Here is a 26,571-nt window from a genome sequence, read left to right as displayed (position 1 = left end):
CTCGATTGATCGCTACCGTGAGGCGGTCAGGTTCTAGATGACAACACCTCGTCGAGCACGGCGATCGCTGCGACCAGACTATCGGCGGCCGACGCCTCGTAGTCAGGCATGATCATCAGTTGCGCAATAGCGCGGCTGACGAATTCCGGGTTGAGCTTTTCCATCCGCTCTCTGGTGCGAGCGACATGTTCGGGGAGCGCGCGTAGGGCGTTGACGACCTCGCCCAATTGCGACCGGGCCGCAGCGGCGATGTCGAAGATGTCGCGCGGGTTGGCTTCCGATCCGCGGTAATAGACCTTCTTGGCGATAATTTCCGGAATGGTTTCAAGACGCACCGTTCTGCCTTCCACCACACGGGTTTCGAACGGCGTCGTCGTCAGCGCTCCGGCAACGATGAAGTCGATTTCGCCAATGCCTTCGAAGGCGAACTTCTGAAACCGAAGCCCGTCCCCCAGATAGTCAGATGGCATCGTTTCAAAGTGCAGGTGGCTTCTGGATGGGTCGATGAAACCAAGCAATTGAGGGTCGTCGAGGAAAATATCAATGTCGTGGCTTTCGCGATGGCCGATCTGGATCATCATCGCCGTTCCGCCGCCAAATGACCATTCGAAGTCGTAGCCCCCGGCATTCTGGCGAAGCTGGTCGATCAGGTCGATAGTAATGCGAAAAAGCCGCTGCCATTCGGAAGGGCGCCGGCTGTCGCGCCCAACCATTACGCGGCGAGCGGATAGCTCTCGCCGGACCAGGCAGAGAACTTGGCGGCAAACGCCTTCAGATCGTCGACCGCGATGTGGTGCGCGGTTGCGAACTCGACTTGCTGGGCGAGAGGGACCTCGCCGAGAAACGCGCTAATATGACCGGGATGCTGCTTGGCCAGATCGATATCAGCGAGGCAATGCGCCAGCGCCACGTCGTCCAGTTGATCGCTGTAGGGCGCGTTCACCGTCGTCAGGACTGAACCTAGATGCTTGCTCATAATGCGTGCAAGATATAGTCGTTTCCGGCTTGTCGCACAAGTTGCCGCCCTCTTCCGCACCGATCGGTGGGCTGCGACGTCAGCGTTGTCCTCGTGAACCAAATCAGCCAGAATCGCCTCCAAGATCGCCGACGACGACGCACGGCGTTCCCTTGACGAAAAAAGCGCGGATTTCCCACCCGGCCGGAGCCCGAGAATGACCGAGCAAAAACCCGTCCGCCTGCCCGACCCCGCTTCCGTCGAAACCGTGCTCGCGGCTTTAGAGCCGCAGTCGGCCGACGTCGAACTCGCCCCTGCCCTGAACAAGGCCTTTCCGGGCTTCGTCTTCACCGTCGCGACCATCGACGATCCCTACTGGTGCAACGCTCACGACGTTGTTGCTGCCGACGGCACCCGCCTCGGCGACCATCGCGCTTGGGTCGAGCATAAACTGGCCGAGGTCGGCGGTGACCTCAACGCCTTCTGGACCCGGCATCGCCAGAGCGGAGAAAAATTCGCCGAATGGCGCGGCACCACCGCCTTCGCCTTTGCCCCGACCGGTCCCGGAGTCGCCGACTTCGTGCAGATCTCGCTCGGCCGCGAGATCGAGTTTCTGGCCGGCGCGGTGGTCGATCCCGACTATCGTCCCGGCAAAGTCGACGATCTGTTCGAGCCGACCTGGGTTTTGCGCGGTTCCGAGACACAACAGCTCGCAGGGCCAGTCTACCGGGTGCGCGGCCGTTCCGGCGGTGGCATCGTCCACATGCGCAGTTTCCTGGCGCGCCGGACGCGCATCGAGCGCGAGCTGCGCGAGGCGCAGCGGCCCGAGCTGGAAAAGCGTGTCATCCGCGAGGTCGGGCCAGACGGCACGCGCGACACCGCGTTTTTCGACGCCAATCCGGATTGGTTCGATTTCGTGCCGCGCGAAAACCGCTTTTTTGTTGCCTGGGAGCGATCGAGTGCGGCCGCCGACCGCATCTTTGCGCACTGGGCCTTCGACATATACGACCTTGAGGATCGCGGCCGGCGCGAGATCGGCTTCATCCCGCGGCCTCTCAAAATGCCGACTGAGCGGCTGCTCGCCGACGAAGGCGTCTCCGTGCACCGGCTGATGGAACGGATAGAGACGATCGACACCGAAATCGGTCTGCCCTTCGCCTGGTTCTTTCTGATGACCCACGGCCACTGGGTTGATCCAAATGTCGGTCACGTCATCGCCGACGGCCTGCGCACGGGCCGGGTGCGGCTACCCGACCAGGACGCCGCCGTTCTGCTCGCCTGGGCGGACAAACCGTATCTGTTTTGAGCAAGCACCATCGACCTGCGGCTCCCGAACCTGCATCGGACGCAAAACTGCTGAGCGCCGAGGCGCTTAACCGCGGGATTCGGTGCTGCCCCTTCGATCGTCGCGCGTTTTTGGTCGGCATCTTGTCCGACGACGACCTCAAGACACTGCGCCATTCCCCCGCTTGAGCGGCTGCGCGACGCGGACGCTTGGGTAAGCAGGATTTGTGCTTGGGAGAAGCAGGATTTGTCCGCAGACAAATTCGCCGAATTGTGCAGCATATTCAGTTGCATGAATCACATCATGTGATCCTATCCCGAGACCATTAACCTTTTGTTAACTTTAAATTTCTTGCCCGGGCGAACGAATCGGACATAATGACGGTTGCTTGGCGCTTTTACGTCAAAAATCGTTTTTAGAGAGTCTCGATCGAATGAACGTGAGGTCGCCCGCTCCTACGAAAATCCCGCTGCTGTTCGAGAAAAGCATCCTCGATCAGGGCGACCAGATATCGAAGAAGTTGCACCTGCTTTCGATGCAGCGCTTCCCTCCCCACGCAAAGAAAAATCTTCGTTCGTTCTCGCTGGCGGAGGTTGCTACGTATCTAGGGGTTTCCCAGAGCCATCTGAAGAAACTGCATCTGGAAGGTAAGGGACCGGTGCCTGAAACCTCGACGTCGGGCAGACGCTCGTACACTGCTGAACAGATGCTTGAGCTGCGCCAGTATCTCGACCAGTACGGTCGATCTGACGCCCGCATGTATGTTCCCCATCGGCGACCTAGCGAGAAGCTTCAGATTTTAGCTGTGGTTAATTTCAAGGGGGGCAGCGGGAAGACCACTACCGCTGCCCATCTCGCCCAATACCTTGCGCTTACCGGGCACCGTGTCCTAGCTGTCGATCTCGATCCGCAGGCGTCGCTTTCTTCGTTGCATGGGTTCCAACCTGAACTCGACCAGACGAAATCGCTCTACGACGCGATTCGTTATGACGACGAGAGGGTGCCTCTCTCGGAAATCATCAAGCCGACGAATTTCCCGGGCTTGGACATCGTCCCAGCGAACCTAGAGCTGCAGGAATTTGAATACGACACGCCTCTGGCAATGACGGACAAGTCTTCGAATGTGGGCAGGGCGTTTTTCACGCGCATCTCGAAGGCATTGATGGAGGTCGACGATCGCTACGATGTCATAGTTATCGATTGTCCACCGCAGCTTGGCTACCTCACGATCACCGCACTGACCGCGGCGACCTCAGTGTTGATCACGATCCATCCGCAGATGCTCGATGTTATGAGCATGGGCCAGTTTCTGCTGATGCTCGGGAACATCCTGGAGCCGATCAGGGCGGCCGGTGCGGAGGTGAATCTGGAGTGGTATCGCTATCTTGTTACTCGATTCGAACCCACGGATCAGCCGCAAGCGCAGATGGTGGCGTTCCTGCATACTCTGTTCGGCGAATTCATTCTCAAGAACCAGATGCTGAAATCAACGGCGATTTCCGATGCGGGGATTACCAAGCAGACCCTCTACGAAGTCGAAAAGAATGCAATGACCCGTTCCACATACGAGCGGGCAATGGAAGCCTTGGATGTCGTAAACGGCGAAATTGTATCTTTGATTCATGAAGCATGGGGGCGTTGAGCTTTGTCTGCTGACAAAAGTGGATATTTGCCAAATGTATTCAATGGACTACGCGCTATCTGGAGGTAAAATATGGCACGTAAGAATCTTCTTGCAGGCCTCGTAGAAGCGGAGACCGACGAACGGGCGTCATCAGCCTCCGCTGCGGCGTATCCGATCCGCGGCGCGTCCAAATCCATGATCCGCTCAGTCAACGAGTTGGCAAAGCAAGCGGATGCATATCTTGAGGGCGAGCATGTCGTCGAACTCGACCCAAGCGCAGTCGACGGCTCGTTCGTTTCCGACCGCATAGGCGACGACGAGGAACAATATCAAGAGCTGCTGGAAGCGATTCGGGAGAGAGGGCAGGATTCTCCCATACTTGTCCGTCCGCATCCGAGCTCAGACGGCCGCTACATGATCGTCTTCGGCCATCGCAGAGTTAGAGTTGCCCGCGAACTGGGACGGAAGGTGAGGGCGGTCGTCAAGGAGATCGACGACAAGACCCATGTAATTGCCCAGGGTCAGGAGAATTCCGCTCGTGCAAATCTCAGTTTCATCGAGAAGGCGATGTTCGCAAAGAGCCTTGAGGATTTGGGGTACGAGAGAGAGGTGATCTCGTCAGCATTGGCCTCGAACGCCGCTGCGGTCTCGAAGATGGTATCAGTTGTCACAAGAATTCCGGCATCTGTGATCGGTAAGATTGGATCAGCTACCTCTGTAGGCCGCGAACGGTGGGTTGAGCTGTCTCTGCTCGCCGGCAAGAAATCCGAAGTGGTTAATGCAATCTTGTCCGAACCAGAATTCGGTGAGCTGGAGAGCAACGAACGCTTCGAAAGGTTGCTAGCAGCCTTGAATGCGAAGGGGAAGCCGGTTCGCAAGGTAGCCGTGAAGTCCCAAGCACAGTCCTGGGTCCCCGAGGACAAATCAGTTAGCGTCAGCGTCAAGAAGGCAGGCAAGGCCATCACGATCGCCGTGAAGGAGATGGACGGCAGCCGCTTTGGGACGTGGATTTCCGATAATCTGGGCAACCTTTATGAGGCGTTCAGAAAGTCGGAGAAGTCATCAACAGGAGACTGAAACCGCAAAAGAAAAAGGCCCCCGAACGTCACCGTCGCGGAAGCCCTTCTCGTCTGTCGCAAGCTGAGAATCGCATTTCCCCGAATCACTGTCAAGAGTCGTGGCGCCGTTTTGGCGAGCAGGTTTCTTTTGCCTAATCGAGGGTGAAAGAAAATGGAGACGGGTATTGCAACGACGCCCTTTGGGCGGCGGCCGATGTCGCTTGCCATGTTGGCGGCGCAAAGCGAGTCGCGTGAGATTCCCAAAGGCAGGGTCGTCGACAAGTGGCAGATCTACCGCAACCTCTGCGAAGGCAAGAGCATCGTCGGCATCGGCGATCGTGCTCTAGCCATCCTGAATGCGTTGCTATCTTTCTATCCTGACAGTGAGCTGAGCGAGGAAAACGGCATCATCGTGTTTCCCTCGAACGCACAGCTGTCACTTAGAGCTCATGGGATGCCCGAGCCCACAGTTAGACGGCACTTGGCGGCCCTTGTGGATTGCGGGCTGATCATCCGTCGGGACAGCCCGAACGGCAAGCGTTACGCCCGCAAGGGCAGGGGGGGCGAGATCGAGGAAGCATTCGGCTTCTCCCTGGCGCCGCTGCTGGCCCGTGCTTACGAATTTGAGGCGGCGGCTGAGCGTGTTCGCGCCGACAACAGGGCGCTCAGGCTTATGCGGGAGCGGATCACCTTGCACCGCCGTGACATCCACAAGCTCATAGAGGCGGCCCTTGACGAAGATGTCCCGGGCGACTGGGGAGGCCTGTGGAAGCGTTTCCGCGGCGTTGTGGGGGCAATTCCGCGTCGGGCCTGCATTGCCGAGCTTGAACCAATCGTAGCCGATCTGGCCGCATTACACGACGAAGTGGACAAGCTGCTGGAAATCCATATGAAATCCACGAATCCGAGCGGCAATGACTCTCAAAACGAGCGGCAGCAATCTGATTCAAATACCGACTCTATGTTTGAACTTGAGCCTGCTTTAGAGAAAAGCGGGGCGACGGCCGAGCCAACGACGAGGACCACAGAGGCGCCGAAAACGTACCCGCTGGGGATGGTGCTGAAAACGTACCCGCTGGGGATGGTGCTGAAGGCCTGCCCCGAAATTGCGGATTATGCCGTCGACGGGATCGGCAATTGGCGCGATCTCATGATAACGGCCGCCCAGGTGCGGGGATATCTGGGCGTTTCGCCGTCTGCGTATGAGGAGGCTTGCCATGTGATGGGCCAGGAGATCGCGGCGATCGTGATCGCCTGCATCCTGCAAAGGGCGCAGCACATCAATTCCGCCGGCGGCTATCTTCGGGCGCTGACTGACAAGGCCAGGGCAGGGGCGTTTTCGGTCGGGCCGATGCTGATGGCGGCACTGAAGACGAATGGCGTGACGGCGAGGATGGCAGGATGACGATCGCCAATCCCACGGCCGGTTCAACCTTATGGCTTCCGCGGGATCCGAGAAGCTCGCGGCGCCTTTGTTGGTTGGACGGTGTGCAGGCGATCAATTCATGGAACGGGAGAGGAATTCATTGGCGCCGAACGAACGTCGCACCCATGCGTTTACAATCGGCGCAATTGCCTTCGTCACGCCGACAACGAGCGATAGTGGCGCATGCGCAAGCCACCCGCCGGCCGATCGAAGCAGGCCTTGCAATTATTCGATTTGCTGCGTTTAACTCGAAGGTCTTGGATTTCAAAAACGGAATGGCCCAACCGCCTGCCCAATTTGCAATGGTACAAAGGAAACGCATATGGCGACTGGAACGGTGAAGTGGTTCAATAGCAAATTTGGATTTATTCAGCCCGACAACGGCGGTCAGGATGTTTTCGTCCACATTTCCGCTGTCGAACGCGCGGGCCTCTCGACGCTGAATGACGGCCAGAAGATCAACTATGAGATCGAACAGGACCGCCGTACTGGCAAGTCCTCTGCTGGCAGCCTCAGCAAAGCCGGCTAAATTTTCGCCTGCGTCCCGGCAAGAGCGAATGGACGCGAGGTAAGGCGGGGTTGGTCCCCCGCATTACCAATTCGGCGCGGATCATGCCGATAGCAGCTGCGCGCTCAAGAACGACCCTCGAGAGATAAAGTCAGGCTGCGACCTTCTTGTTCGTCCGCTTCGCCGGCGCCGGTTTTTCCGGCTCTTTCGGTTTGCGGCCGAGACCCATGGTCTTGGCCAACGCCGAGCGCGTAGCGGCATAATTTGGCGCGACCATCGGATAATCCGCCGGCAGGCCCCATTTGGCGCGGTATTCGTCCGGCGTCAGCCCGTAGTGGGTCGACAGATGGCGCTTTAACGATTTGAACTTCTTTCCATCGTCAAGGCAGATGATGTAGTCCGCCATCACAGACTTTTTGATCGACACAGCAGGTTTGAGAACCTCCGGTTCTTCTGCGAAAACGCTGGAGCCGGCCGTGGCTTTGAGTGCGGCGTGCACCTGGCCGATCAGGGCAGGGAGATCAGCCACTGGGACCGGATTGTTCGAGACATAGGCTGAGACGACATCGGCGGTAAGCTCAATGAGGGCGTCGAGGTTGTGGTCGGCTTCTTCTGTCATGAAATTCTCCGGGTGGCTTGAAAGACCGCAGGCGAAGTCCCGCTACATAGTGACGGCTGTCGCTGAAAGCAATATATGTCTCGGCAGCATAAGTATCGCCATAAGCTATTGCTAATACGCGTCCGCCCCGGAAATCGTTCGGCTGCCGAGCGCCGGAACCGATGGGCAGCCATGCCGTCTTGAGCTTTTGTAATTCCGAAAACAACGTAGCGAAATTCCGCGCTACACGAAAATACGGCCAGGTGAATGAAACCTGGCGTTCCTCGTTGGTCAGTGACGTTGGCCCAACGGGCCCAGTCTATTCCTGGCGTCTTCTACGCATGACTGTTTGTTTTTTTGCCAGCTGATTGGCCTTCGCCGGAGCTTGGTCCGAGAATGAAGTCAAACACGGGTTGGGGCTGACCGAGCACTGTCGCCAGCAAGGCAGCCGGAATCCGTGCTGCGGCTTCTGCGTGTTCGGCGAGCCCTGCGGGTGACATGCCGAGCGCGCGCTCGAAGGTATGATCCGCCGTGTTCACCCGACGAAGGAGCGCCGCGGCCCGTCCGGCATGACGTATCGCTGCCGCCTGCTTGCCCTCGCGGATCTTCACGCCGGCTGCCGATAACAGGATCAATCCCTTGAAGAGCGTCCGAAGCGGCGCGCCTCGGCCTGCAACTTGCCACAGCCCTTCCCACGCCTCATGGGCTTCCCAGTAATAGCCGTGGTTGAAGAGGTCGAGACCCCAGAGGAATATGTCTGAATCCAGCGACGCCTTTGCCGCCAACGGCATGGCTTCGCTGTTGTAGCTATGTCCCGCGGGATCGCGCACGGGATGCGGTTGCCTGCCCGGCAGATATGCATAGGACGGAAAGCTCTTTTCCGGCAGCCAGCGCCGGCGCAACATCGAACCAATAGCCATCAAAGCCGTATAGCACGCCCGTGGGAGGACCCAACCTCCGGTATGGAGTGGATCGCTGCGTGTAAGGTGGCAGCGGAAAATGCAGGCATAGGCTTCCGCAAACTGTGCGAGACTGGCTTAAGGCGACATTGTCGAAATTGAGCTAGCCAAATCCCACGCCACTAGACATCGACCAGACAGCGTTCATGACCACCGCTTGGATGCTAGCGATCAAGTTTAGCAGTCGGGATGCAGCCGAATCGCTCGGCTGAGGAAATATGTGCGAGCGAGGCTGTCGCCGCTGGGTTTGGAGGGGGAGTGATGACCGGCTCGAGCAGATTTGAAAGACCAGTCGTTGTTCAGGTCAGCCGCCACAGCTCGGAGCGTGTCGTGTTCGATGTCAATGACGCGTCCAATATCTTGCTGCGACATCTCGATCGTCAGACCGAGAAGCGCAAGATAGCGATGGACGCCTGTCTGCGGGTGTTGCGTGGAGAGGCTCATCCAACAGCCGCTCGGCGTGCTTTCGTCGCTGCCGCGCTCGAAGCAAAGATTCTGCGCGGCGATTAAGAGCTATGACGGTGCTCATAAAGTTCGTTCACCTCGGCATCGCCGTCGGAGAACCACACTTTATGTGTGGGGCACCCGGTCCTGCCCACCTGGCAATGTCGGCATCTCACTGTCGGCCGTCCGCCAGATCCAGCAATCGAACTCCGGTCGGGATATGACCAATTCTCCCAGCGATTCCTTGTATGCGCCATCGGCCGAAGGGGGAACGACGTAAAGTCCAACCGGCCGTGGCTGCATCTGCAATATCGCCGTCGCCGTTGGCCTGTCCAATGGCAGGTTGTAACGCAGCACTTTCACGCTTCGCTCCCTCATTCTGGCAAGGGCGTCGACCAGCTTCTTTTCGTAGGCGGATTCGTAAGGCACCCAATTTTCCGCCACCACCATGAGCGCCATTTCCTCGATCACCGGCAGCCCGGCCGGGGTCAACCCGAATGTGGCAATTGCGATCAAATGCGATGCCTCATCCGCACCCCAGAGTGCCAGTTCGCTTTCAAAACGGGTTTGAAGCCGACGATGAAGGCTGTCATCCAACAAGAATACCAACCCCGGCATGTGCTTGACGGTCAACTTGTGCCCGCTCCGAGCCGTGCCGAATTCCTTGACCTCGCCGACCAGGATCATCAGCTTTCTGGGACCGCTCTTCGGGGGCAGCGCGGAAGCAAGCGCCTCCGCGCGCCTTTGTTCGATCGCGGCCTTGTCGGCGGACCGGAACGGCTCGGGCACGAACAGGATTTCGCTAAGCACTCCGCCCTTGACCGTCATCTGACGCGCGGCCTCGACGAGGTGCCAACGAATATTCCACCAATAGCGCTTGCCAGCCCATCGCGACGTCCAGACTGTCAGTTCCGCTTCGTGCCAGAGATAATGAAGCAGGCCTCGCAGGGACAGTTTCTTGGTGTCCCCGACCACGCTGTCCGAACCTACGGCGCCAGCTGCCGGCGCAGATCGCGCGCCGACCTTCGACAGGCGAAAGTCCAGCTTGAGTGCGGCCGTGCCGCTCTCGGGGTCGACCTGGATTGCGCTGCCTATCAGCACGCCGAGGCCGGACAGTTCGTCGGGCGGCTCGTAAGAGGAACAGGAAGGATCATGGCCGCCACCCGACAGCGGCATCCGCTTGACGATGTATTGGTCGCCAACCTGCGCAATATACATCGCGGGGCAGGGCTCCTGGCACAGGCAAAGCGGTCGCAGCTTTCTGCGATATGCATCGGCCAACAAACCCTGAAGATTCGGCGTCGCCTCCTCGATCACCTGGTCAGCAAGTCTGAATCGTCGCATCGCCTCCGTTGCTCCGGACGCCGCCGCATCCCCACGCCCATTGAGTCATGGTTTTGCCATCGAAGCAACAGGCTTGTTCGTCACGTCATGATCGCCGGATCTCTCTCCGAGATGGGGCTGCGCTTCGGTAAACAGTGGCCTGCGGCTGGTCTTCACCTTGGGCGTGCGTTTGGCCACTGCCGCGTAGGCGGCGCTTCGATAGGCGACGGTGCGGCCAGCAGAGGAAGAGGGCAGGGGGCTGCGGTTGGCGGATGAAGGTCCGGGAGAGAGGCTCCCGGCGTCCGCCGCGGAGCAAACCCATGACACAGGTGGAAATTCAGGCACCGACGCGGAACGCGCGTGCAGGCTACAAGGTGGATGTGAGCCGCGGCCAGCGCGTCGGCCGCGTGTCGTCGGAGTGGTTCAACCGACCGGCCGACGAGCGCTACCTGTCCCTCACCGTCCTCGGGAACTCGGTAAGGGCGCGATCGCAGCGCAGCCGCACGCGCATTGTCGAAAGCGAACGGATCCGCGTCGAAGCCAGCCGCGACGACGCGGAACGCCTCCTACTCATGCTGCCCGATGCCGAGGCACCCGTTGCCCCCACGCATTGGAGTTTTGGTCAGCTTGCCAGCCTGGTCGGCGCACCGGCTGCATACCTGCGCCAGCTCCCGGCCCCGCTCGCCGCCATCAATCTCCAGTACGGGCTGAATTCGCAGCGGGCGGAGCAGGTAAAGACACTCGAAATCCAGAACGGTCGCCTCGAGTTGCGAGCGGTGACCGGTCCCGACTACGGCAGGATTTTCGACCATGAACTGGTCGAGGCCGTGCAGAAGATTGCCGGCAATGGCACCGGGGATACGCGCTGGAAGGTGCCGGGCGTACTCGACTGGTCGACGGGAATCTACAACCCCAATGTCGACATCTCCAAGGACACCACGACGCTCTATGCCTCCGACCGCGACGTTTTCCTGTTCCTGGTTGACGACCTCAACCCGATCGAGGCCGGAAAGCTGTCGAACGGCGATCCAGATCTTTTCTTCCGCGGCTTCTACTGCTGGAACTCCGAAGTCGGTGCCAGGACACTGGGAATCGCAAGCTTCTATCTTCGCGCCGTATGCCAGAACCGCAATCTTTGGGGCGTGGAAAATTTTGAGGAGATCACCATCCGGCATTCCAAATATGCGGCTTCCCGCTTCGCCGCCGAAGCGGAGCCGGCGCTGATCCAGTTTGCCGAATCCTCGCCCATGCCGTTCGTCAACGGCATCAAGGCGGCGCGGGAGCGGATCGTCGCCCGCAACGATGAAGACCGCGAGAGCTTTCTGCGCAAACGCGCCTTCTCGAAGGTCGAGACCATGAAAATCATTGATGCCGTGTTGGCAGAAGAAGGTCGGCCGCCGGAGTCGATCTTCGATTTTGTGCAGGGCATCACAAGGGTCGCCCGTGACAAGCCGCACCAGGATGTCCGCCTGGACATGGAAGGCAAGGCCAAGAAGCTTCTCGATTTCGCCGCTTGAGGATCCAATGCCGACCTCTTGTGCCGGCATCTGCCGCTTAACCGGGCGTCGTCCTCGAGCACAAGGACGACGCCTCGCTCGTGATGGGTCAGGATGGACAGCAGCCCTTCGGCCCGTCCGCGGTCGTTCATTTCGTCGGCATTCCCGACCCGAAAAATCTCCACCCCACGTTCACATCAATCCGATCGGTTCACCTATTCGGTTTCGGGCGGCGGGGCTGCAATTGCTGGCACATCAAGCCCCTCGATCTCCTGCATCACTTTTCCGGCGATGCCCTGCAAGTCGCCGTACATGCCGACGGTCGACTCGATTACCCCTTGGATCTGCGCCTCGCGCTTGGCCCACAGACGTGTTGTGGCCTTGCGTTCCTTGGCGAGATCCTCCTGCATATCCGAGAACTTTTCGACGATCGCCTCGACCCGGTGGCGGAAGCGTGGACCTGTCAGATAGCCATAGACCTGCTCCATCTTCGTAGCCTGGCCATCCTGGGCGAGGCGGGAGTTGGCCAGCTCGATCAGGGATTGCCGGAGCAAGATGGCGATCGGGATCGCACATTTGGGGTGGGCGACATAGACTCCGTCCAAAAGATCGAAGCTTCCACGCCGGGAGGCAACGCTTCCGAAACCATCAGCGCGATATCCGCTCTCGCGGCTCGTAGATCGCCTCTGAGTTTACCTAGCCAGCCCTGACTCCAGTTCTTGGTGCGTTTCGATTCCCACAAAATGGCGCCGCAGGGCTGGCCGGCCGGTCCGACCACGCGGTGCAAGACGTCTCCGCCGAACTCGCCCTTGGCGACCGGTTCGATGATGTCGATCGGGAAGCGGCTGGCAATGAGGGATTCCAGCTCGAGCTCAAGAACCTCGCCCTGTAGCTGCTGAGAGCCCTGCGCCGCACGGCGCTTCAGCTCCTCGATCTGACGCTGCATACCGGCGATCTGTTCCTCTTTCTCCGCAACCTTCATTTTGAGGCCGTCTTCGGCTTCCGACCTCGCCTTGGTGCGAACGGCCTCCAGTCCTTCCTGGATCTTTCTTTCGATGGTCAGCGCCTTCTCGCGCTTCTCATCATCGAGCGCACGTTGCTGTTTCAGGAATTCCGCTTGTTGCAGCTGAGCCTCGGCGAGTTTCTCGTCCCGCGCCTTGAGCGTCGCCTCTATCTCGGCAAGCTTCCTGTCCCGGTCTTCAAGATCGACCGAGAGCAGCAGCTTGGCCTTGCGGGCCTCCTCAGCCGCGATAGCCACGCGCTCAAGCTTGATTTTTGCTGCGACCTGGTTGTCGATGTCCGACTGGGCGGCATCAATTGCGACTTGCTTGCGTTGAAGCTCTTCCTCTCGGGCCGCGATGGAAGCGTTGCTCTGCGCCAAACGCCGCTCATAGTCCTCACGGGTGGCGGCAATCAGGGGAGCCGCGAGCGATTCGTTTAGCTTGATCTCCGCCTTGCAGCTTGGGCAGCTGATTGTCGGTTCGTTGAGAATCCTCGGCTGGACTGTCATTCGCGGTGACTCGCTGAGGAATCTGGATGAAGGAGGGCCAGACTATAGCTTAGGAACTGCTTTTGGAAAAGAACAAAGAGCGAACATAGAGAATTATCCCCTGCGCAAGAACCGGCGAAAGTTCGCTTCACTATTTGCAGATTGCTGGAAAGAAGCACGCGTCGGGCCGAGGTGAGGAACTCAGCTGTATTCGGAGCCAGACGGCACACCTGAAGGGCGCTTGGCCACTCTCGGCCGGCAGGCGCTGATCCACCAGCTCATGGATTACGCGATAGGTTGGAGGCACTGGGGCAGCCTCGAAAGTACCGAAATCAGCAAAGCCGAAATTATAGATCCGCTGCGCTGTTCACAGCGCGCATGACACGATTGCCGCAGTTGCCTGCGCTGGCGCCGCCACCAGAGGCAAAGGGGGGAGGGGAGGTTTCCTGACGGGCTTGGAGGTCCGGGGAGAGGCCCCGGGCCGCCCGTCATGGAGAACCTGACCATGGCAAAGGCCATTCAGAAGATTGTGATGAACCCATCGGAAAACATTCCTTACGACAAGCTCGTGTTGTCGCAGAAGAATGTTCGGACGGTAAAGGACGGCGTTTCCATCGAGCAACTGGCCGAAGACATCGGACGGCGCATGCTGCTCCAAAGCCTGAACGTCCGTCCCGTCCTTGGCGAAGACGGCGAGGAGACCGGCATATTCGAGGTGCCCGCCGGCGGTCGTCGCTATCTAGCGCTCGGCATTCTCATCAAACAGAAGCGGCTGGCAAAGAACGAGCCGATCCCGTGCATCGTCAATCGAAGCACGGCGACATCGGCCGAAGAGGACTCTCTGGCCGAGAACTTCCACCGCGAGGATCTTCATCCTCTCGACCAGTTCCGGGCATTCAAGAAACTGAGCGACCAGGGGCTCGATCACGAAGAAATCGCCGCGCGCTTCTTTGTTTCGTCAGCGACGGTGAAGCAGCGCCTGCGGCTCGCCTCGGTCTCGCCCAGGCTGCTCGATCTCTATGAAAAGGATGAAATCCGGCTCGAGCAGATCATGGCGTTCTCGATTTCGGACGACCATGCCCGCCAGGAGCAGGTCTGGGAGCGCATCAATAACAACCAGCATATGCAGGAGCCCTACTACATCAGGCGCCTCCTGACGGAGACGACGGTGCGTGCCGACGATCGCCGGGCAGTCTATGTCGGCACTGAGGTCTATGAGGCGGCCGGCGGCGTCATCCTGCGCGACCTGTTCGAGCAGGATTCCGGCGGCTGGTTCCAGGATGCAGCCCTGCTTGAGCAACTCGTCTTCGAGCGGCTGAAGATCGACGCCGAGGCCATCCGCGCCGACGGCTGGAAGTGGGTCGAGGCGGCGATCAGCTTCCCGTACGGCCACACCTCCGGCATGCGGCGCGTCTATGCCGAACCGGCGGAGCTGAGCACCGAGGAAATCGCTCGCTACGACGCGGTGAAGGCCGAGTATGATGCGCTCGATGCGAAGTATGCCGAGATGGAGGACGCCGATCAGGAGATCGAGGACAAGCTCGATCAGCTCGGCGCCGAGCTCGACGCGTTCAGCGATAGTCCCCAGGTTTACGATCCGGCGCAGAAGGCCATCGCCGGAGCGTTCGTCACGCTCGGCGCAAACGGCCAGTTGCAGATCGAAGCCGGCTTCGTTCGTCCCGAGGACGAATCGCGGGTCGATACGGGCGATGACGATGAAGAAGCCGAGGGCGGGGATCGCGACCCGTCGCAGGCAGACGATGTCGGCGCCAATCGCACCGTTGTTAAGTCCGTGAACGGCGCATCCGACACGGCCGAAGAACCCGAAGATGAAGACATCAAGCCGCTACCCGAACGGCTCGTCTTCGATCTCACCGCGCAGAAGACGCTTGCGCTGCGCAACGCGCTCGCAAGTGACGTCGACATCGCCTTCGCCACGGTTCTCCATGCGCTCGTGCTGCAGGTGTTCTACCGGTTCGCCAAGGACAGCTGCCTCGAGATCAACATGGTGAGCAACAGCTTTGGCCAGGTCCAGGGTCTCGCCGAGACCCCCTGGGCGAAGGAGATCGCCGAGCGTCAGGAAGCCTGGGACAGGGATATGCCGGACAGCGACAAGCTGTGGGAGTTCCTGCTTGGTCTCGACGAAGCGAGCCGCAAGGCGCTGTTCGCGCACTGCGCGTCGCTCTCGCTCAACGCCGTCGTCGAGCCTTGGAACAAGCGACCCGGAGCGCTTGCCCATGCAGACGCACTGGCCGCCACGCTCGGCTTCGACATGGTCGAGGCGGGCTGGACGCCGACCGTCGACAACTATCTCGGCCGCGTCACCAAGGCCCGGATCGTTCAGGCGGTCCGCGAAGCACGCGGCGGGGACTCCGCGCAGTTGATCGACCACATGAAGAAGGACTTGATGGCACGAGAGGCCGCTCGCCTTCTCGAAGGGTCGAACTGGCTGCCCGAGCCGCTGCGCCTTGATGGCGAAGAGGCGGCTGCCGATACCGGCAAGACCGTCACCGACGATGTGGCGGATGCGACGCTCGACGAGGATGCCGCCGAACTACCGGCCTTCCTCGCGGGCGATGCGGATCCATTGTCCGATGAGCCGGGGACCACCGTCGGCGAAGATACCGATCATCTCCAGGCCGCTGAATAATCGGCCTCCCACTGACCATCGAGCCCGGCATCTCCGCCGGGCCCTTTTTGTTTTCCGACATGGAGAAAAAACGCATGTACGCACATACAATTTACGATTGCGCCTCCCTTGGAAGCGTTATCCGCTATTCCGACGGCACTGCGAGACCGCCGGCCCGCTTCAGAAAGAAGCTGTCTGCCTGGGAGAGCCGCAACGGCACAGGCCGACTCGTCAAGAAGGAGCCGCCACGGTCGCGGGCGACCTATAGCTCTCCAGCCTGCTTCACCTTGCATGAAGGCGATTTCGGCGAGGGCGGCATTATCGTTGTCTCGGTCCGGCGCACCTGGTCCGTCGAAAGCGATTTGTGTTTCGAGATCATCGAGCGACCCGCGATCGGCATGGTCCGCGCGCTGCAGGACATCGCTGACAGCCCGGAACTCCTGCATCTCGCCAGGGATCGGGAAGCGGCCGAACGCTGGCTCGCCAACAATCCGCATAGCCGGGCCTATCTGGAGGAGATCTCCGCCGACGAGGTCGACGCGGACGTCATCGAGGGCCGGGCAGCCGCCTGACGTCCTCACCGCATAAACCAACCGACGACAGGCCCGGCGACCGCGCAAGCGATCGCGGGCCTGTTCCGTTTCATGGAGATCGAAATGTTCGACTGGAACAGAAGCTGCTCTTACGACGAGCAGCAGAAGAGACGTTTTCATACGAGGGCGCGCTCACGGCTGAAAAAGCTTGTCGCCGAACTTGCCTTGCCGTCGGGTAGCTTTGACCTGCGCTCGAACAGGGCGGGCATCGCCGTATCCGGTGAAATCACCCTGCATCATGACCGCGCCTATATCCAGGTCGGCCAGTTCGGGCTGTCGTCGGGGCACGGTATTCTGATCCGCACCTGCAAGGGCCGCAAGGACTATACCGGCGGGGCCAACCACTTCGTCGCGCTCGGCATGCTCGACGACATCCTGGCGCTCGCCGCGGCGGTCCGCGCCATTACGGGCATCGGTCGTGGCGCCGCACCCTCCGCGGATCGCCGCGCCGCCTAAACCAGCCCACCGATCCCTTCCCCCGCCGACAGTCACCCGCTGCAGCGCTGCTGTGGCGGGCGACCGGCTATTTCCGGAGAGCAGCCATGTCCACCCATCCCCCTTTCCAAAAAGTGTTCGACGGCGTCGCAACGCGTGAGCAGATGTTCCAGCTCTTCAACCGGCACAAAGACACCCCGGGTATAAATCCAATTTCCGGCGCTTCCTACGCCGGCGAGTATTTCGAGATTGCCGCCGAGCAATACCAACTCATGCTCGCGCTCCTGCCGCCGCTGTTCCAGCGAACCGGCATGTTCGGCATGTCTGAATACAAGGCTGGCTACGTAACCAGCGTCTTTTTCGCGATCAGGATCCGCGGCCGCGAACGGTGGTTCCACGGCTTCTGCGATCTTTCCGACAAGCGCAGTCCTGATGCTATGCGTGCAGCGATCATTGCTTACGAGACAGGCGCCGGCGACAGCGTGACGCGTGAAGAAAAGCTCGAGGCGATCTGGTCCGCCACACATGCCGACTTCAAGGGCATCGCCGGCGAGGCCAATCCCGATGCCTGGCCGCCGGAGCATCACGGCAAGCGAACCATCCTTGTTTACACCGTCGGGCAGGGCACCACCCTTAAGCTGCTGGAGGATTTGACCGACGAAGAGATCGACAGCCGCATGCCGGCGGTCCGCGCACGACGCACGAAGAGGCGAGGGGGCAACGATGTGGACCCATCGTAAGACTATGCGGCAAAGGTCGTCGCCACGTCCAATACCAGGAGATTGGTAATGTCCAAATTCACTGTCGAGAGCACCTACCATCTGCCCGCGTATCGGCACCGTACCTACGATGCCGCGACGCCTGCCGACGCCTGTCGTCAGGCCATCGAGGATGACGACTGGTCTGCTGAGAAATTCGACTACGAAACGGCCGGCGAGGCATACATCACCGGCATATGGTCCGGTGCCGGTGCCGCCTACCGTGCCGAGTCCGTGGCCGTGCCATCGCAGTTTCAAGAGACGATCCAGCGCAAGGCCGACCATTTCCAGGAGCTGTTCGATCAGCTCGCCTATGCCGCCCAACCGATGGGCCTGTCGACTGTCGACTTCGATCGTTGGCTGCCGAGGGCAATTGTCGCGGTTGAGAAGGCAAAAGCGATCATCGAGGAACGCTGCGACCCCGATGAGCTGACAGAACCGCCAGGGTCATGAGCAGCACCACCGGACCAAGATTCCGCGCGGAAGCATTCAGCAGCTCACCGACGAAGGCCTTTTGGGAGCCGACGTTACACAACGCTGCCCACTGGCAATGTTGGCTCTTCGCGATGTCTTACATGTTTCCGAGGCGACCTCGCAGGCTCATCGATAGCGCCCTTCCGTCTCGGCATCAGTGGGATGCGCTTCGGCAGGGTTTGCGTCGGCAATGGCATGCCCATCACTGTCTTCTGATGGGGTCTCGATTGCGGAGCCGATACTGCTCGTGCAGTCAACCTCGACGGCCCGATCGGGATCGCGAACATTCCCAGCCGGCTCAGAGGTCAACTTGGTAACGGCCAATGCGCCGGCGGTTAAGGCTGAAAGGTCCAGATCGCCCCAGATTGCGCGCGGTTTTGCAGGACTGACACGCTTCCTCTTCACTTCCACGACGAAAGGTCGCGTGGGTCGATTCATAGACGCATTCCCTAGTGAGAATCGATCCTATTGCAGGATCCAGTCGTCATTTACTTCGGTCACGAGCAGCGGTCCACCAACCCCAACACAGCCGCGACCTTCAGCCGCTGGGTAGTCTGCAGCTGTCCTACCTGAATAGCCTTCGGCACGTCTCGCTCCTCGTCGCAAGAGGGAGAGCGGGGCCGGGAGAAGTGCGGCCCGGCTGGCGCGGAGAGAGTGCCGGCGTGAGGGCCACTTCCCTCTCGCGAAGGACATCTCCATGAACATCGTTTCGACGACATCGATCGTCGCCCGGACGGCCGCTGCCCTCGCCGCGCCGGCACAAGACGCCGTCAACAACGCCCAGGCGATTTATCAGGCGGCAATGCGGCTTCTGCCTTTTCTCGAGCAGGGCGAGCCTGTCACCACCGCCGCACTGCGCACCGCCATGACGACAAGTTTTGGCGGCAGCGATGCGCAAGGGTCCTGGATCTGGAAGGACGCCTATGAGGCGCTCGAAGTCGCGCAGGTTCTGTTTCTGCGCCGGTTCGGTCCGGCGATCCTGTCCCGGTCGAGCACGCCCCAGGCAATGCTGGCGATGATGACGCGCATCGCGGAACTTCTTCCCACCCACACGCGGCGCTCCGACGAGAGCCAGGCCATGCAGCAGCTCTCCACGCCCTTGCCGCTGGCTTTCGTCACGGCGCACGCCGCGGCGATCGCATCTTGCGACCTCGTTCTCGAACCCTCCGCCGGCACCGGTCTGCTCGCCGTCCATGCCGAGATGACGCGCGCCTCGATCGCCCTAAACGAGCTTGCCGCGACGCGGGCCGATCTCCTCGGCCTGCTGTTTCCACGGTCCCCCGTCTCGCGGCACGACGCCGCCCATATCGACGATCATCTCGACGCGGCTATGAAGCCGTCTGTCGTGCTGATGAATCCACCCTTCAGCGTCGGCGCTTATGTCGACGGCCATGTCGCCGATGCGGCATGGCGGCATCTCTCTTCCGCATTCGCACGCCTGCGCGCCGGCGGGCGCCTGGTCGCCATCACCGGCACCGGGCTGTCTCCCGAAAATCCTAAATGGCGGGCCGGCTTCGAACGGCTGCGGGAGCAGGGCACCATCATCTTCGCCGCAGCAATCGACGGCCGTGTCTACGCCCGCCATGGGACAACGGCCGAGACCCGCTTGACCATCATCGACAAAGTTCCTGCTACCGACCCGACCGGCTTCGTCCCGTCGCCCGGCAAGGCTATGGATGTCGGGACGCTGCTCTCCTGGATCTCCGCGCTGCCGCCCCGGACACCGGGCGGCTTTCCGGACTCGATCGGTGCATTGTCCAGCGGCATCCTGCGCAATGCCGCCATGCACATGGGTGCCCGATCGGGTGCGGCTCTCGCCCCCCTCGCTGTCTCAACGGCTGGTCCGAAGACCATCCAATCGGTCCGTCCGATTGCGCGGGTGAAGCCCGCTCGCCAGGTCATGGCAAACAGCACGCCGGCTGTCCCCCTCGCCTATGAGCTGCGCGACTGGATGCCGGAGGAGGGCGGCCGGCTTACCGACACGATCTACGAACCCTACGCGCTCCAGTCGATCGACATTCCCCGCGCAAAGCCGCATCCGACGCCGCTGGTGCAGTCGGCCGCAATGGCCGCCGTCGCGCCGCCAAAACCTTCCTATCGACCGCTTCTTCCTGATGCGATCATCGACGAGGGCCTGCTGTCGGACGCCCAGCTCGAAAGCGTCATCTATGCCGGCGAGGCCCATTGCGGCCATCTCACCGGCGCCTGGACGGTTGACGAGACCTGCGATGTCGTCTCGGCCGCGCCAGAAGGTGCTGCGAACGCCGTCCGCTTCCGTCGTGGTTGGTTTTTGGGTGACGGAACCGGATGCGGCAAGGGACGGCAAGTCGCCGGCATCATCCTCGACAATTGGCTGCAGGGGCGGCGCCGCGCGATCTGGATTTCCAAGTCCGACAAATTGCTGGAAGACGCCCAGCGCGATTGGGCAGCACTTGGCCAGGAAAAGCTCCTCGTCCAGCCACTGTCGCGCTATCGGCAGGGCACGCCGATCCGTCTTGCCGAAGGCATCCTGTTCACGACCTACGCGACGCTCCGCTCGCAGGAACGCGAGGGCAAGAAATCCCGGATCGCCCAGATCCTCGACTGGGTTGGACAAGACGCGGGAAGCTCCGAAGGCCCGACTGGGGAGAACCTCGCGGGAAGGGCCGAGGGCCCTTCAGGGACCAACAGGTCTTTCGATGGTGTTATCGTCTTCGACGAGGCCCACGCCATGGCCAATGCCGCCGGCGGCAAAAGCGAGCGCGGCGACGTCGCCCCGTCGCAGCAGGGCAGGGCAGGCCTGCGGCTGCAGCACGCCCTCCCTGACGCGCGCGTCGTCTACGTCTCCGCTACCGGTGCGACCGCGGTCGAGAACCTCGCCTATGCGCAGCGTCTCGGCATCTGGGGCAGCGAGGATTTTCCATTCGCCAACCGCGCCGAATTCGTCGCCGCGATTGAGGACGGAGGCGTGGCGGCGATGGAAGTGCTCGCCCGCGATCTCAAATCGCTCGGTCTCTATACGGCGCGTTCGCTCTCCTATGACGGCGTCGAATACGACCTCCTCGAGCACGCGCTGACCGAGGAGCAGATCCGCATCTACAATGCCTATGCCGATGCATTCCAGGTCATCCACAACAACCTGACCGCCGCACTCGAGGCGGCCAACATCACCAGCGAGGCCGGCACGCTGAACCGCAACGCGAAGTCGGCGGCACGCTCAGCCTTCGAGAGCACGAAGCAGCGCTTCTTCAGCCATCTCATCACCTCGATGATGACGCCGACCCTGATCGGCGCGATCGAGCAGGATCTCGCCGACGGTCATTCGGCGGTCGTGCAGATCGTCTCGACCGGCGAAGCGCTGATGGAACGACGCCTTGCCGATATCCCGACCGAGGAATGGTCGGATCTGCATGTCGACGTCACGCCGCGCGAGTACGTCGGCGGGTACTTGATGCACTCCTTCCCCACGCAGTTGTTCGAGGAATATTCGGACGCCGAAGGCAACCTCTATTCTCGGCCTGTCCATGACGAAGATGGCAATCCGGTCCAGTGCCGGGAGGCTGTTCGCCGGCGCGACGAGATGATCGAAAAACTTGCATCGCTGCCGTCGGTCGGCAGCGCGCTCGACCAGATCCTCCACCACTTTGGCACCGACACCGTCGCCGAGGTGACCGGCCGCTCGCGCCGCATCGTGAAGAAGACCGGCCGCGACGGCATCGACCGGCTGGCCGTCGAGCACCGCTCGGTCTCGGCCAATCTCGCCGAGACCCAGAGTTTTATGGATGACGACAAGCGCGTACTGATCTTTTCGGACGCCGGCGGCACCGGCCGCTCCTACCACGCCGATCTCGGCGTGAAGAACCAGCGGCTACGCAAGCACTATCTGCTCGAAGCCGGCTGGCGCGCCGACAACGCCATTCAGGGTCTCGGACGGACCCACCGCACAAATCAGAAGCAACCGCCCTCATTCCGGCCGATGGCCGCCAATGTGAAGGCCGGCAAGCGCTTCCTGTCGACGATCGCACGACGGCTCGACACGCTGGGCGCCATCACGCGCGGCCAGCGCCAGACCGGCGGGGCAGGGCTGTTCCGTGCCGAGGACAATCTCGAAAGCCCCTATGCACGTGCAGCGTTACGCCAATTCTACATGCTGCTGCATCAGGGCAGGATCGAAGGTTGTTCGCTCACGACCTTCGAGGCCGTGACCGGGCTGTCTTTGACGACCGACGAGGGCGGGTTGCGCGACGAGCTGCCGCCGATCACGACCTGGCTCAACCGCCTGCTGGCGCTGCGCATCGAGACCCAGAACCTGCTGTTCGAAGTGTTCGAGCAACTGATGACGGCGAAGGTCGAGGGCGCGATCGCTGCCGGCTCCTTTGACAAAGGTCTGGAGACGATTGCGGCGGAGAGCATCGTCGTCACCGATCGTCGCACCGTCTACATGCATCCGGTCTCGGGCGCGCAGTCGCATGTGCTCACCGTCGCGCGCAAGGACCGCATTCGTCCTCTCGGTCTGATCGACGCGCTGGCCATCATCCGGTCGGAGCCGCAATCGGTCCTGTTGGTGAACACGCGTTCCAGCCGGGCGGCAATCCAACTGCCGACCGCGAGCCTGATGCTCGACGACGGCACGATAGAGCACCGCGTGCGCCTACTGCGGCCGACCGACGAGCTGCGCTTTGGCCTCGACGCCCTTGCCGAAACCCACTGGCAGCCCGCCGACCGAAAACTGTTCTGCGACCTGTGGCAGGCAGAAGTCGCCGCCGTTCCGGAGTTCACCACCAGCACCTTTCACATCGTGACGGGTCTGCTGCTGCCGATCTGGTGTCGGCTGCCGGACCATGATTGTCAGGTCTACCGGATCCAGACCGATGCCGGCGAACGCATCATCGGGCGTCACATTGCGCCGACCCTTGTCACGACCATGTTCCGCAATCTGGGGCTCGATAATGTACCGGCGCTCGCACCGGACGATGCATGGACCGGCTTGGTCGAGGGCAGGATCGGGTTGCAACTTGCCGACGGCTTGATCCTGCGCCGCAGTCGGGTCATGAACGATTACCGTATCGAGCTGATCGGCTTCACGGACGCTTTTGTTCCCCGACTGAAGGCGCTGGGGCTGATCTCCGAGATCATCTCCTGGAAGCTCCGGCTGTTCATCCCGACATCCGCGCAAGGGGCCGCCATCCTCGCTGCGCTCCTCTACCGCCATACGCTGGTTGGCGTCACCGACCGTTCCTCGGCGGCTTGAGGGAGGCGATCATGACCGGCTCGGCCTCCGAGCTGGCACGCCGCCTTGGCGAACATGCCGAGGCGGTGTGCCGCGAATATCTCTCCAACGGCCATCGCTCCGGCAATTACTGGATGGTCGGCGATGTCCGCAACACGCGCGGCCGTTCCATGCATGTGCGGCTCAAGGCGGTTGGCGGCAAGGCAGCTGGAAAATGGGTCGACGAGTCGTCGGGGGAATATGGCGACCTGCTTGACGTCATCGAGCAGAGCTGTGGTCTGGTCGACTTCCGCGAGGTCGCGGATGAAGCACGCCGCTTCCTCGCCATGCCGCTGCCACCGCCCCAGCCGCCGCCCCTGGGCACGCAGCGCCAACCTGCCGCGGCACGCGGCTCGCCTGAGGCGGCGCGTCGCCTGTTCGCCATGTCCCAGCCGATCGCCGGCACGCTGGCCGAACGCTATCTCAGCGGCCGTGGCATTCTCCTGACCTCGCGTGAGCGCGCCCTGCGCTTCCATCCCGGCTGCTACTACAGGGATCTCGTGACCGGCGAGACGCAGACCCTGCCTGCGCTGATTGCCGCTGTCACCAACCTCGACGGCGAGATCACCGGCCTGCAGCGCACCTGGCTTGATCCTTCGGGTCAGGGCAAGGCGCAACTCACTGATCCACGCCGCTCACTGGGAGATCTCCTTGGCAACGGCATCTGGCTCGGCCTTGATCCCGGCGCCCCGGTCCCGGTCATGGCCGCCGGCGAGGGGTTCGAGACGATGGCCTCGCTGCGCACGGTGATGCCGGCACTGCCTGTGGCAGCCGCCACCTCGGCCAATCACCTCGCCGGCCTGATCTTGCCGCCTGGCTGCTGTCGCCTCTACATCGCGGCCGATGCCGACGCCGCCGGCCGGCACGGCATCGAGCGTCTCAGCCAACGCGCAGGCGAGTCAGGGATCCTCGCCCTGGTTTTGCGGCCGCAGCTCGGCGACTTCAACGACGATCTGCGTCATCTCGGCCCGGCCCATCTCGCGGCATGGCTCAGCGATCAGCTCGTCCCCGAGGATGCCCGTCTTTTCCTGCCGCCGGGATGAACGGCCGGAGCGGCAGGCGGGCGGGGGGCGTCACCGGAACACTCTTAGGCGTGGCGGCGGTCCGCCTGAGAGGCCGCGCCCGCGGCCTGCCCGAGAGGCGACCCCTGCCACGCCCCGGTCACGGCCGCAACGGCTGCGCCGTCCTCCGCTCGCGCTCCGGCCTTCGGTGCGGCCGCGTCCGCGGCGCGGCCGGGGAGCGCTGTCAGGCCGCGATAGGCGCGGCCACAACCGCCGGAGACACGCCATGACCTACGAGCTTCCTCTCGAAGACGGCTACGAGCCCTACCACGCCTCCTCGCCGACGGATCGCGTCATCCTCGAACTGCAGATGTACGGCCATCGCCCGCATCAGGACGACCCTGATCCTCGGCCACTTCCCGACGACGAGGTGATCCGCGCCGGCCTGGCCGGGATCGTCGAGACCTTCGCCGGCATGCTCGGCGACACCAGGCTCGAACCCGATCTCGATGACCTGCTCTGGTCCTTCGCAAACGTCTTCCACCGTGCCGCCGAGCGCGTCGCCCGAAGTCTCGACCGCAATGAGGAGGCGCAGCGTTCGAGCCAGCAGGAGCAGGACGGCTCCGAAGTAAAGTCGGTCGAGCTGGAACGGCTCACGGCCGAGGGCATCACCTATATCGAGCGCCGCAATGTCCTCGAAATCATGCGCGATGAGGCCGCCGACCTCTACGAGGCACAAACCGGATCGGCATGGCGGCCGCGCACCGGCTCCAAGGTCTCCCATCAGGCGATGACCGCGGCGGTGATCGACAGCCGCGACTTCCTCGCCGCCCGCCGCCGCGCCGAAACAGAGGTGCTCGTCCCGGCCGGCACAAAGATCGCCTTCGCCGGAGGTCTCGACTGCAACGATCACGACCGGATCTGGGACGCGCTCGACAAGGCCCGCGAGAAGCATCCCGACATGGTCCTGCTCCACGGCGGCAGCCCCCGCGGCGCCGAACGCATAGCCGCCTGCTGGGCCGAGAACCGCAAGGTCACCCAGATCGCGTTCAAGCCGGACTGGAACCGCCACGGCAAGGCCGCACCGTTCCGCCGCAACGACCAGCTTCTCTCGGTGGTGCCCTACGGCCTGATCGTCTTTCCCGGCTCCGGCATCACCGACAACCTTGCCGACAAGGCCCGTCGGCTCGGCATCCCAGTCTGGCGGTTCGCGGAGGGCGGCGCGTGAAGCGCCGGTTTCCTCGCAACCGCACTATCGAACCCGACCGCGCGCGGTCGGGTTCGGCCCGCTCGAAGCGCGCCACCCGTTTCCAAAGGTTGTATCGACGCGGTGGAGCGTTCCGCCAGGCAGTGTATTGCGTTCCGCGTTACATCGGCGTATATATGTCCGCAGCACAGGAGCGCGCCATGGCCACCACAGCCACGAGAAAGGAAACACCCGTCTCGATGCGGTTTCGCGACGATGATCTCACGATCATCGACCGCGGCGCGGAGCTGCTCGGTCTGTCGCGCACCGAGTTCGTGCGGCGCGCGGCACTCCACGAGGCGCAGGCGGCCATCCTCAACGAAACCGTCATCCGCGTCTCCCCGGAAGCCTATGACGCCTTCATGCAGGCGATCTCGGCGCCCGCCGCCGCGCCCCCGCCGAAGGCGGCCGAGCGGCTGCGTCGGTCCCCGCCCTGGGACCGCTAGGTGGCGCTTTCAGGCATCGAACTCCTCGACGACGCGCACCGCCTCGACAGCTTCGATTGCGGCAAGCCGGCGCTCAACGCTTGGCTGGCCGGCTTCGCGCGAACGAACCAGGCGCGCGGGTTTACCCGCGTCCTGGTCGTTCACGACCAGGGAACCGTCGTCGGCTATTACGGCCTCGCGCCGGGCGTGATCCAGCCAAACAGCGCGCCGCGCGCCATCCGCACCGGACGCCCGCCCGATCCGATCCCGTGCCTGCTGATTGGCCAACTCGCCGTCGATCATCGCTATGCCGGACAAGGCATCGGCAGCGGCCTGGTCAGGGACGCGCTGCATCGCTGCGTCGCCGGCGCCGACATCGTCGGCGGCCGCGCCGTGGTGGTGCGGGCGATCGACGCCGAGGCCGAGCGCTACTGGCAGAGCTGGGGCTTCATTCCCGCGCGGGACAATCCGTCGGTGCTCATGCGCTCGATCCAGGACGTGAGCCTCTGGCTGGCCGACAAAGGCCACTAGCTCCACGCGCGTAGCGCTCCGGCAGCGGCAGGGTCCGGGCGCACCGGCCTGCGGCCGGCCGGGCTC

The 26,571-nt window shown here is 62.0% G+C and carries 23 protein-coding genes and 1 pseudogene; 17 read left to right on the top strand and 7 right to left on the bottom strand.

Going from position 1 to position 26,571, the window contains the following annotated elements; translation table 11 throughout:
- Positions 1 to 26 precede the first annotated feature (26 nt).
- Both DH08_RS14620 and DH08_RS14615 read right to left on the bottom strand, forming a co-directional pair.
- Entirely contained in the window at positions 27 to 713 is a 687-nt protein-coding gene (locus tag DH08_RS14620) for a nucleotidyl transferase AbiEii/AbiGii toxin family protein (protein WP_192179966.1), read from the bottom strand.
- Positions 713 to 976, bottom strand: coding sequence for a hypothetical protein (locus DH08_RS14615; protein ID WP_140717720.1), 264 nt, complete (start codon positions 974 to 976; stop codon positions 713 to 715). Before DH08_RS14615 ends, DH08_RS14620 begins: the two co-directional genes overlap by 1 nt.
- Before the next feature lie 196 nt (positions 977 to 1,172).
- On the opposite strand from DH08_RS14615, the gene DH08_RS14610 reads away from it, so the two are divergent.
- The 5 genes from DH08_RS14610 to DH08_RS14590 all read left to right on the top strand — a co-directional run bounded on the left by DH08_RS14610 (position 1,173) and on the right by DH08_RS14590 (position 6,877).
- Positions 1,173 to 2,261: a hypothetical protein gene (locus DH08_RS14610; RefSeq protein WP_192179965.1), complete on the top strand. Its 1,089-nt coding sequence runs from the start codon at positions 1,173 to 1,175 to the stop codon at positions 2,259 to 2,261.
- Positions 2,262 to 2,673: 412 nt separating this feature from the next.
- Positions 2,674 to 3,882, top strand: a complete 1,209-nt coding sequence (gene repA / locus DH08_RS14605; protein WP_192179964.1) for a plasmid partitioning protein RepA — start codon at positions 2,674 to 2,676, stop codon at positions 3,880 to 3,882.
- Positions 3,883 to 3,954: 72 nt separating this feature from the next.
- Positions 3,955 to 4,941 carry a plasmid partitioning protein RepB gene (gene repB / locus DH08_RS14600; RefSeq protein ID WP_192179963.1) on the top strand — a complete coding sequence of 329 codons (987 nt, stop codon included), beginning with the start codon at positions 3,955 to 3,957 and terminating at the stop codon, positions 4,939 to 4,941.
- A 153-nt stretch (positions 4,942 to 5,094) separates the two neighbouring features.
- Positions 5,095 to 6,327, top strand: a complete 1,233-nt coding sequence (repC, locus tag DH08_RS14595) for a plasmid replication protein RepC (RefSeq protein WP_192179962.1) — start codon at positions 5,095 to 5,097, stop codon at positions 6,325 to 6,327.
- A gap of 343 nt (positions 6,328 to 6,670) precedes the next feature.
- Positions 6,671 to 6,877 carry a cold-shock protein gene (locus DH08_RS14590; RefSeq protein ID WP_192179961.1) on the top strand — a complete coding sequence of 69 codons (207 nt, stop codon included), beginning with the start codon at positions 6,671 to 6,673 and terminating at the stop codon, positions 6,875 to 6,877.
- A 130-nt stretch (positions 6,878 to 7,007) separates the two neighbouring features.
- Here DH08_RS14590 and DH08_RS14585 read toward each other — a convergent pair whose 3' ends face one another.
- Complete coding sequence (locus DH08_RS14585) at positions 7,008 to 7,475, bottom strand: Ros/MucR family transcriptional regulator (RefSeq protein ID WP_192179960.1); 468 nt, start codon at positions 7,473 to 7,475, stop codon at positions 7,008 to 7,010.
- Positions 7,476 to 7,789: 314 nt separating this feature from the next.
- Complete coding sequence (locus DH08_RS14580; protein ID WP_246800841.1) at positions 7,790 to 8,374, bottom strand: DUF309 domain-containing protein; 585 nt, start codon at positions 8,372 to 8,374, stop codon at positions 7,790 to 7,792.
- A 300-nt stretch (positions 8,375 to 8,674) separates the two neighbouring features.
- Here DH08_RS14580 and DH08_RS14575 point away from each other — a divergent pair, with 300 nt between their 5' ends.
- Complete coding sequence (locus tag DH08_RS14575) at positions 8,675 to 8,923, top strand: DUF982 domain-containing protein (RefSeq protein ID WP_192179959.1); 249 nt, start codon at positions 8,675 to 8,677, stop codon at positions 8,921 to 8,923.
- 60 nt (positions 8,924 to 8,983) lie between these two features.
- On the opposite strand, the gene DH08_RS14570 is transcribed toward DH08_RS14575, so the two are convergent.
- Entirely contained in the window at positions 8,984 to 10,201 is a 1,218-nt protein-coding gene (locus DH08_RS14570; protein ID WP_192179958.1) for a DUF1173 domain-containing protein, read from the bottom strand.
- 299 nt (positions 10,202 to 10,500) lie between these two features.
- On the opposite strand from DH08_RS14570, the gene DH08_RS14565 reads away from it, so the two are divergent.
- Positions 10,501 to 11,697, top strand: a complete 1,197-nt coding sequence (locus tag DH08_RS14565) for a DUF932 domain-containing protein (protein ID WP_192179957.1) — start codon at positions 10,501 to 10,503, stop codon at positions 11,695 to 11,697.
- A gap of 194 nt (positions 11,698 to 11,891) precedes the next feature.
- On the opposite strand, the pseudogene DH08_RS14560 reads toward DH08_RS14565, so the two are convergent.
- Positions 11,892 to 13,186, bottom strand: a pseudogene (locus DH08_RS14560) (DUF2130 domain-containing protein).
- A gap of 484 nt (positions 13,187 to 13,670) precedes the next feature.
- Between DH08_RS14560 and DH08_RS14555 the strand changes: the two are divergent.
- The 5 genes from DH08_RS14555 to DH08_RS14535 all read left to right on the top strand — a co-directional run bounded on the left by DH08_RS14555 (position 13,671) and on the right by DH08_RS14535 (position 18,033).
- Complete coding sequence (locus tag DH08_RS14555) at positions 13,671 to 15,815, top strand: ParB/RepB/Spo0J family partition protein (protein WP_192179956.1); 2,145 nt, start codon at positions 13,671 to 13,673, stop codon at positions 15,813 to 15,815.
- Between the two features lie 74 nt (positions 15,816 to 15,889).
- Entirely contained in the window at positions 15,890 to 16,366 is a 477-nt protein-coding gene (locus DH08_RS14550) for a hypothetical protein (RefSeq protein WP_192179955.1), read from the top strand.
- Positions 16,367 to 16,450: 84 nt separating this feature from the next.
- On the top strand, positions 16,451 to 16,843 hold the full coding sequence (locus DH08_RS14545) for a hypothetical protein (RefSeq protein ID WP_192179954.1): 393 nt from the start codon (positions 16,451 to 16,453) through the stop codon (positions 16,841 to 16,843).
- A gap of 86 nt (positions 16,844 to 16,929) precedes the next feature.
- The gene (locus tag DH08_RS14540) at positions 16,930 to 17,562 is read left to right on the top strand and encodes a DUF1419 domain-containing protein (RefSeq protein WP_192179953.1); all 633 of its coding nucleotides are present in this window, start codon (positions 16,930 to 16,932) and stop codon (positions 17,560 to 17,562) included.
- Between the two features lie 48 nt (positions 17,563 to 17,610).
- Positions 17,611 to 18,033 (top strand): hypothetical protein, encoded by a 423-nt coding sequence (locus DH08_RS14535; RefSeq protein ID WP_192179952.1) that lies wholly within the window; start codon positions 17,611 to 17,613, stop codon positions 18,031 to 18,033.
- A 147-nt stretch (positions 18,034 to 18,180) separates the two neighbouring features.
- On the opposite strand, the gene DH08_RS14530 is transcribed toward DH08_RS14535, so the two are convergent.
- Complete coding sequence (locus tag DH08_RS14530; RefSeq protein ID WP_192179951.1) at positions 18,181 to 18,492, bottom strand: hypothetical protein; 312 nt, start codon at positions 18,490 to 18,492, stop codon at positions 18,181 to 18,183.
- A gap of 259 nt (positions 18,493 to 18,751) precedes the next feature.
- Between DH08_RS14530 and DH08_RS14525 the strand changes: the two genes are divergently transcribed.
- From DH08_RS14525 to DH08_RS14505, 5 genes are all read left to right on the top strand, one after another.
- Positions 18,752 to 23,284 (top strand): strawberry notch family protein, encoded by a 4,533-nt coding sequence (locus DH08_RS14525; protein WP_192179950.1) that lies wholly within the window; start codon positions 18,752 to 18,754, stop codon positions 23,282 to 23,284.
- A gap of 11 nt (positions 23,285 to 23,295) precedes the next feature.
- Positions 23,296 to 24,345 carry a DUF7146 domain-containing protein gene (locus tag DH08_RS14520; protein WP_192179949.1) on the top strand — a complete coding sequence of 350 codons (1,050 nt, stop codon included), beginning with the start codon at positions 23,296 to 23,298 and terminating at the stop codon, positions 24,343 to 24,345.
- 244 nt (positions 24,346 to 24,589) lie between these two features.
- The gene (locus DH08_RS14515) at positions 24,590 to 25,531 is read left to right on the top strand and encodes a DUF2493 domain-containing protein (protein WP_192179948.1); all 942 of its coding nucleotides are present in this window, start codon (positions 24,590 to 24,592) and stop codon (positions 25,529 to 25,531) included.
- Between the two features lie 179 nt (positions 25,532 to 25,710).
- Positions 25,711 to 25,995 carry a type II toxin-antitoxin system TacA family antitoxin gene (locus DH08_RS14510; RefSeq protein WP_095204806.1) on the top strand — a complete coding sequence of 95 codons (285 nt, stop codon included), beginning with the start codon at positions 25,711 to 25,713 and terminating at the stop codon, positions 25,993 to 25,995.
- Positions 25,996 to 26,505: a GNAT family N-acetyltransferase gene (locus tag DH08_RS14505; protein WP_192179947.1), complete on the top strand. Its 510-nt coding sequence runs from the start codon at positions 25,996 to 25,998 to the stop codon at positions 26,503 to 26,505.
- The last annotated feature ends 66 nt before the right edge of the window (positions 26,506 to 26,571 follow it).

Source organism: Mesorhizobium amorphae, assembly GCF_014843845.1.
GTDB classification, from domain to species: domain Bacteria; phylum Pseudomonadota; class Alphaproteobacteria; order Rhizobiales; family Rhizobiaceae; genus Mesorhizobium; species Mesorhizobium amorphae_A.
The sequence above is the reverse complement of the archived record's forward strand: the minus strand, read 5'-3'. Positions and strand labels throughout refer to the sequence as shown.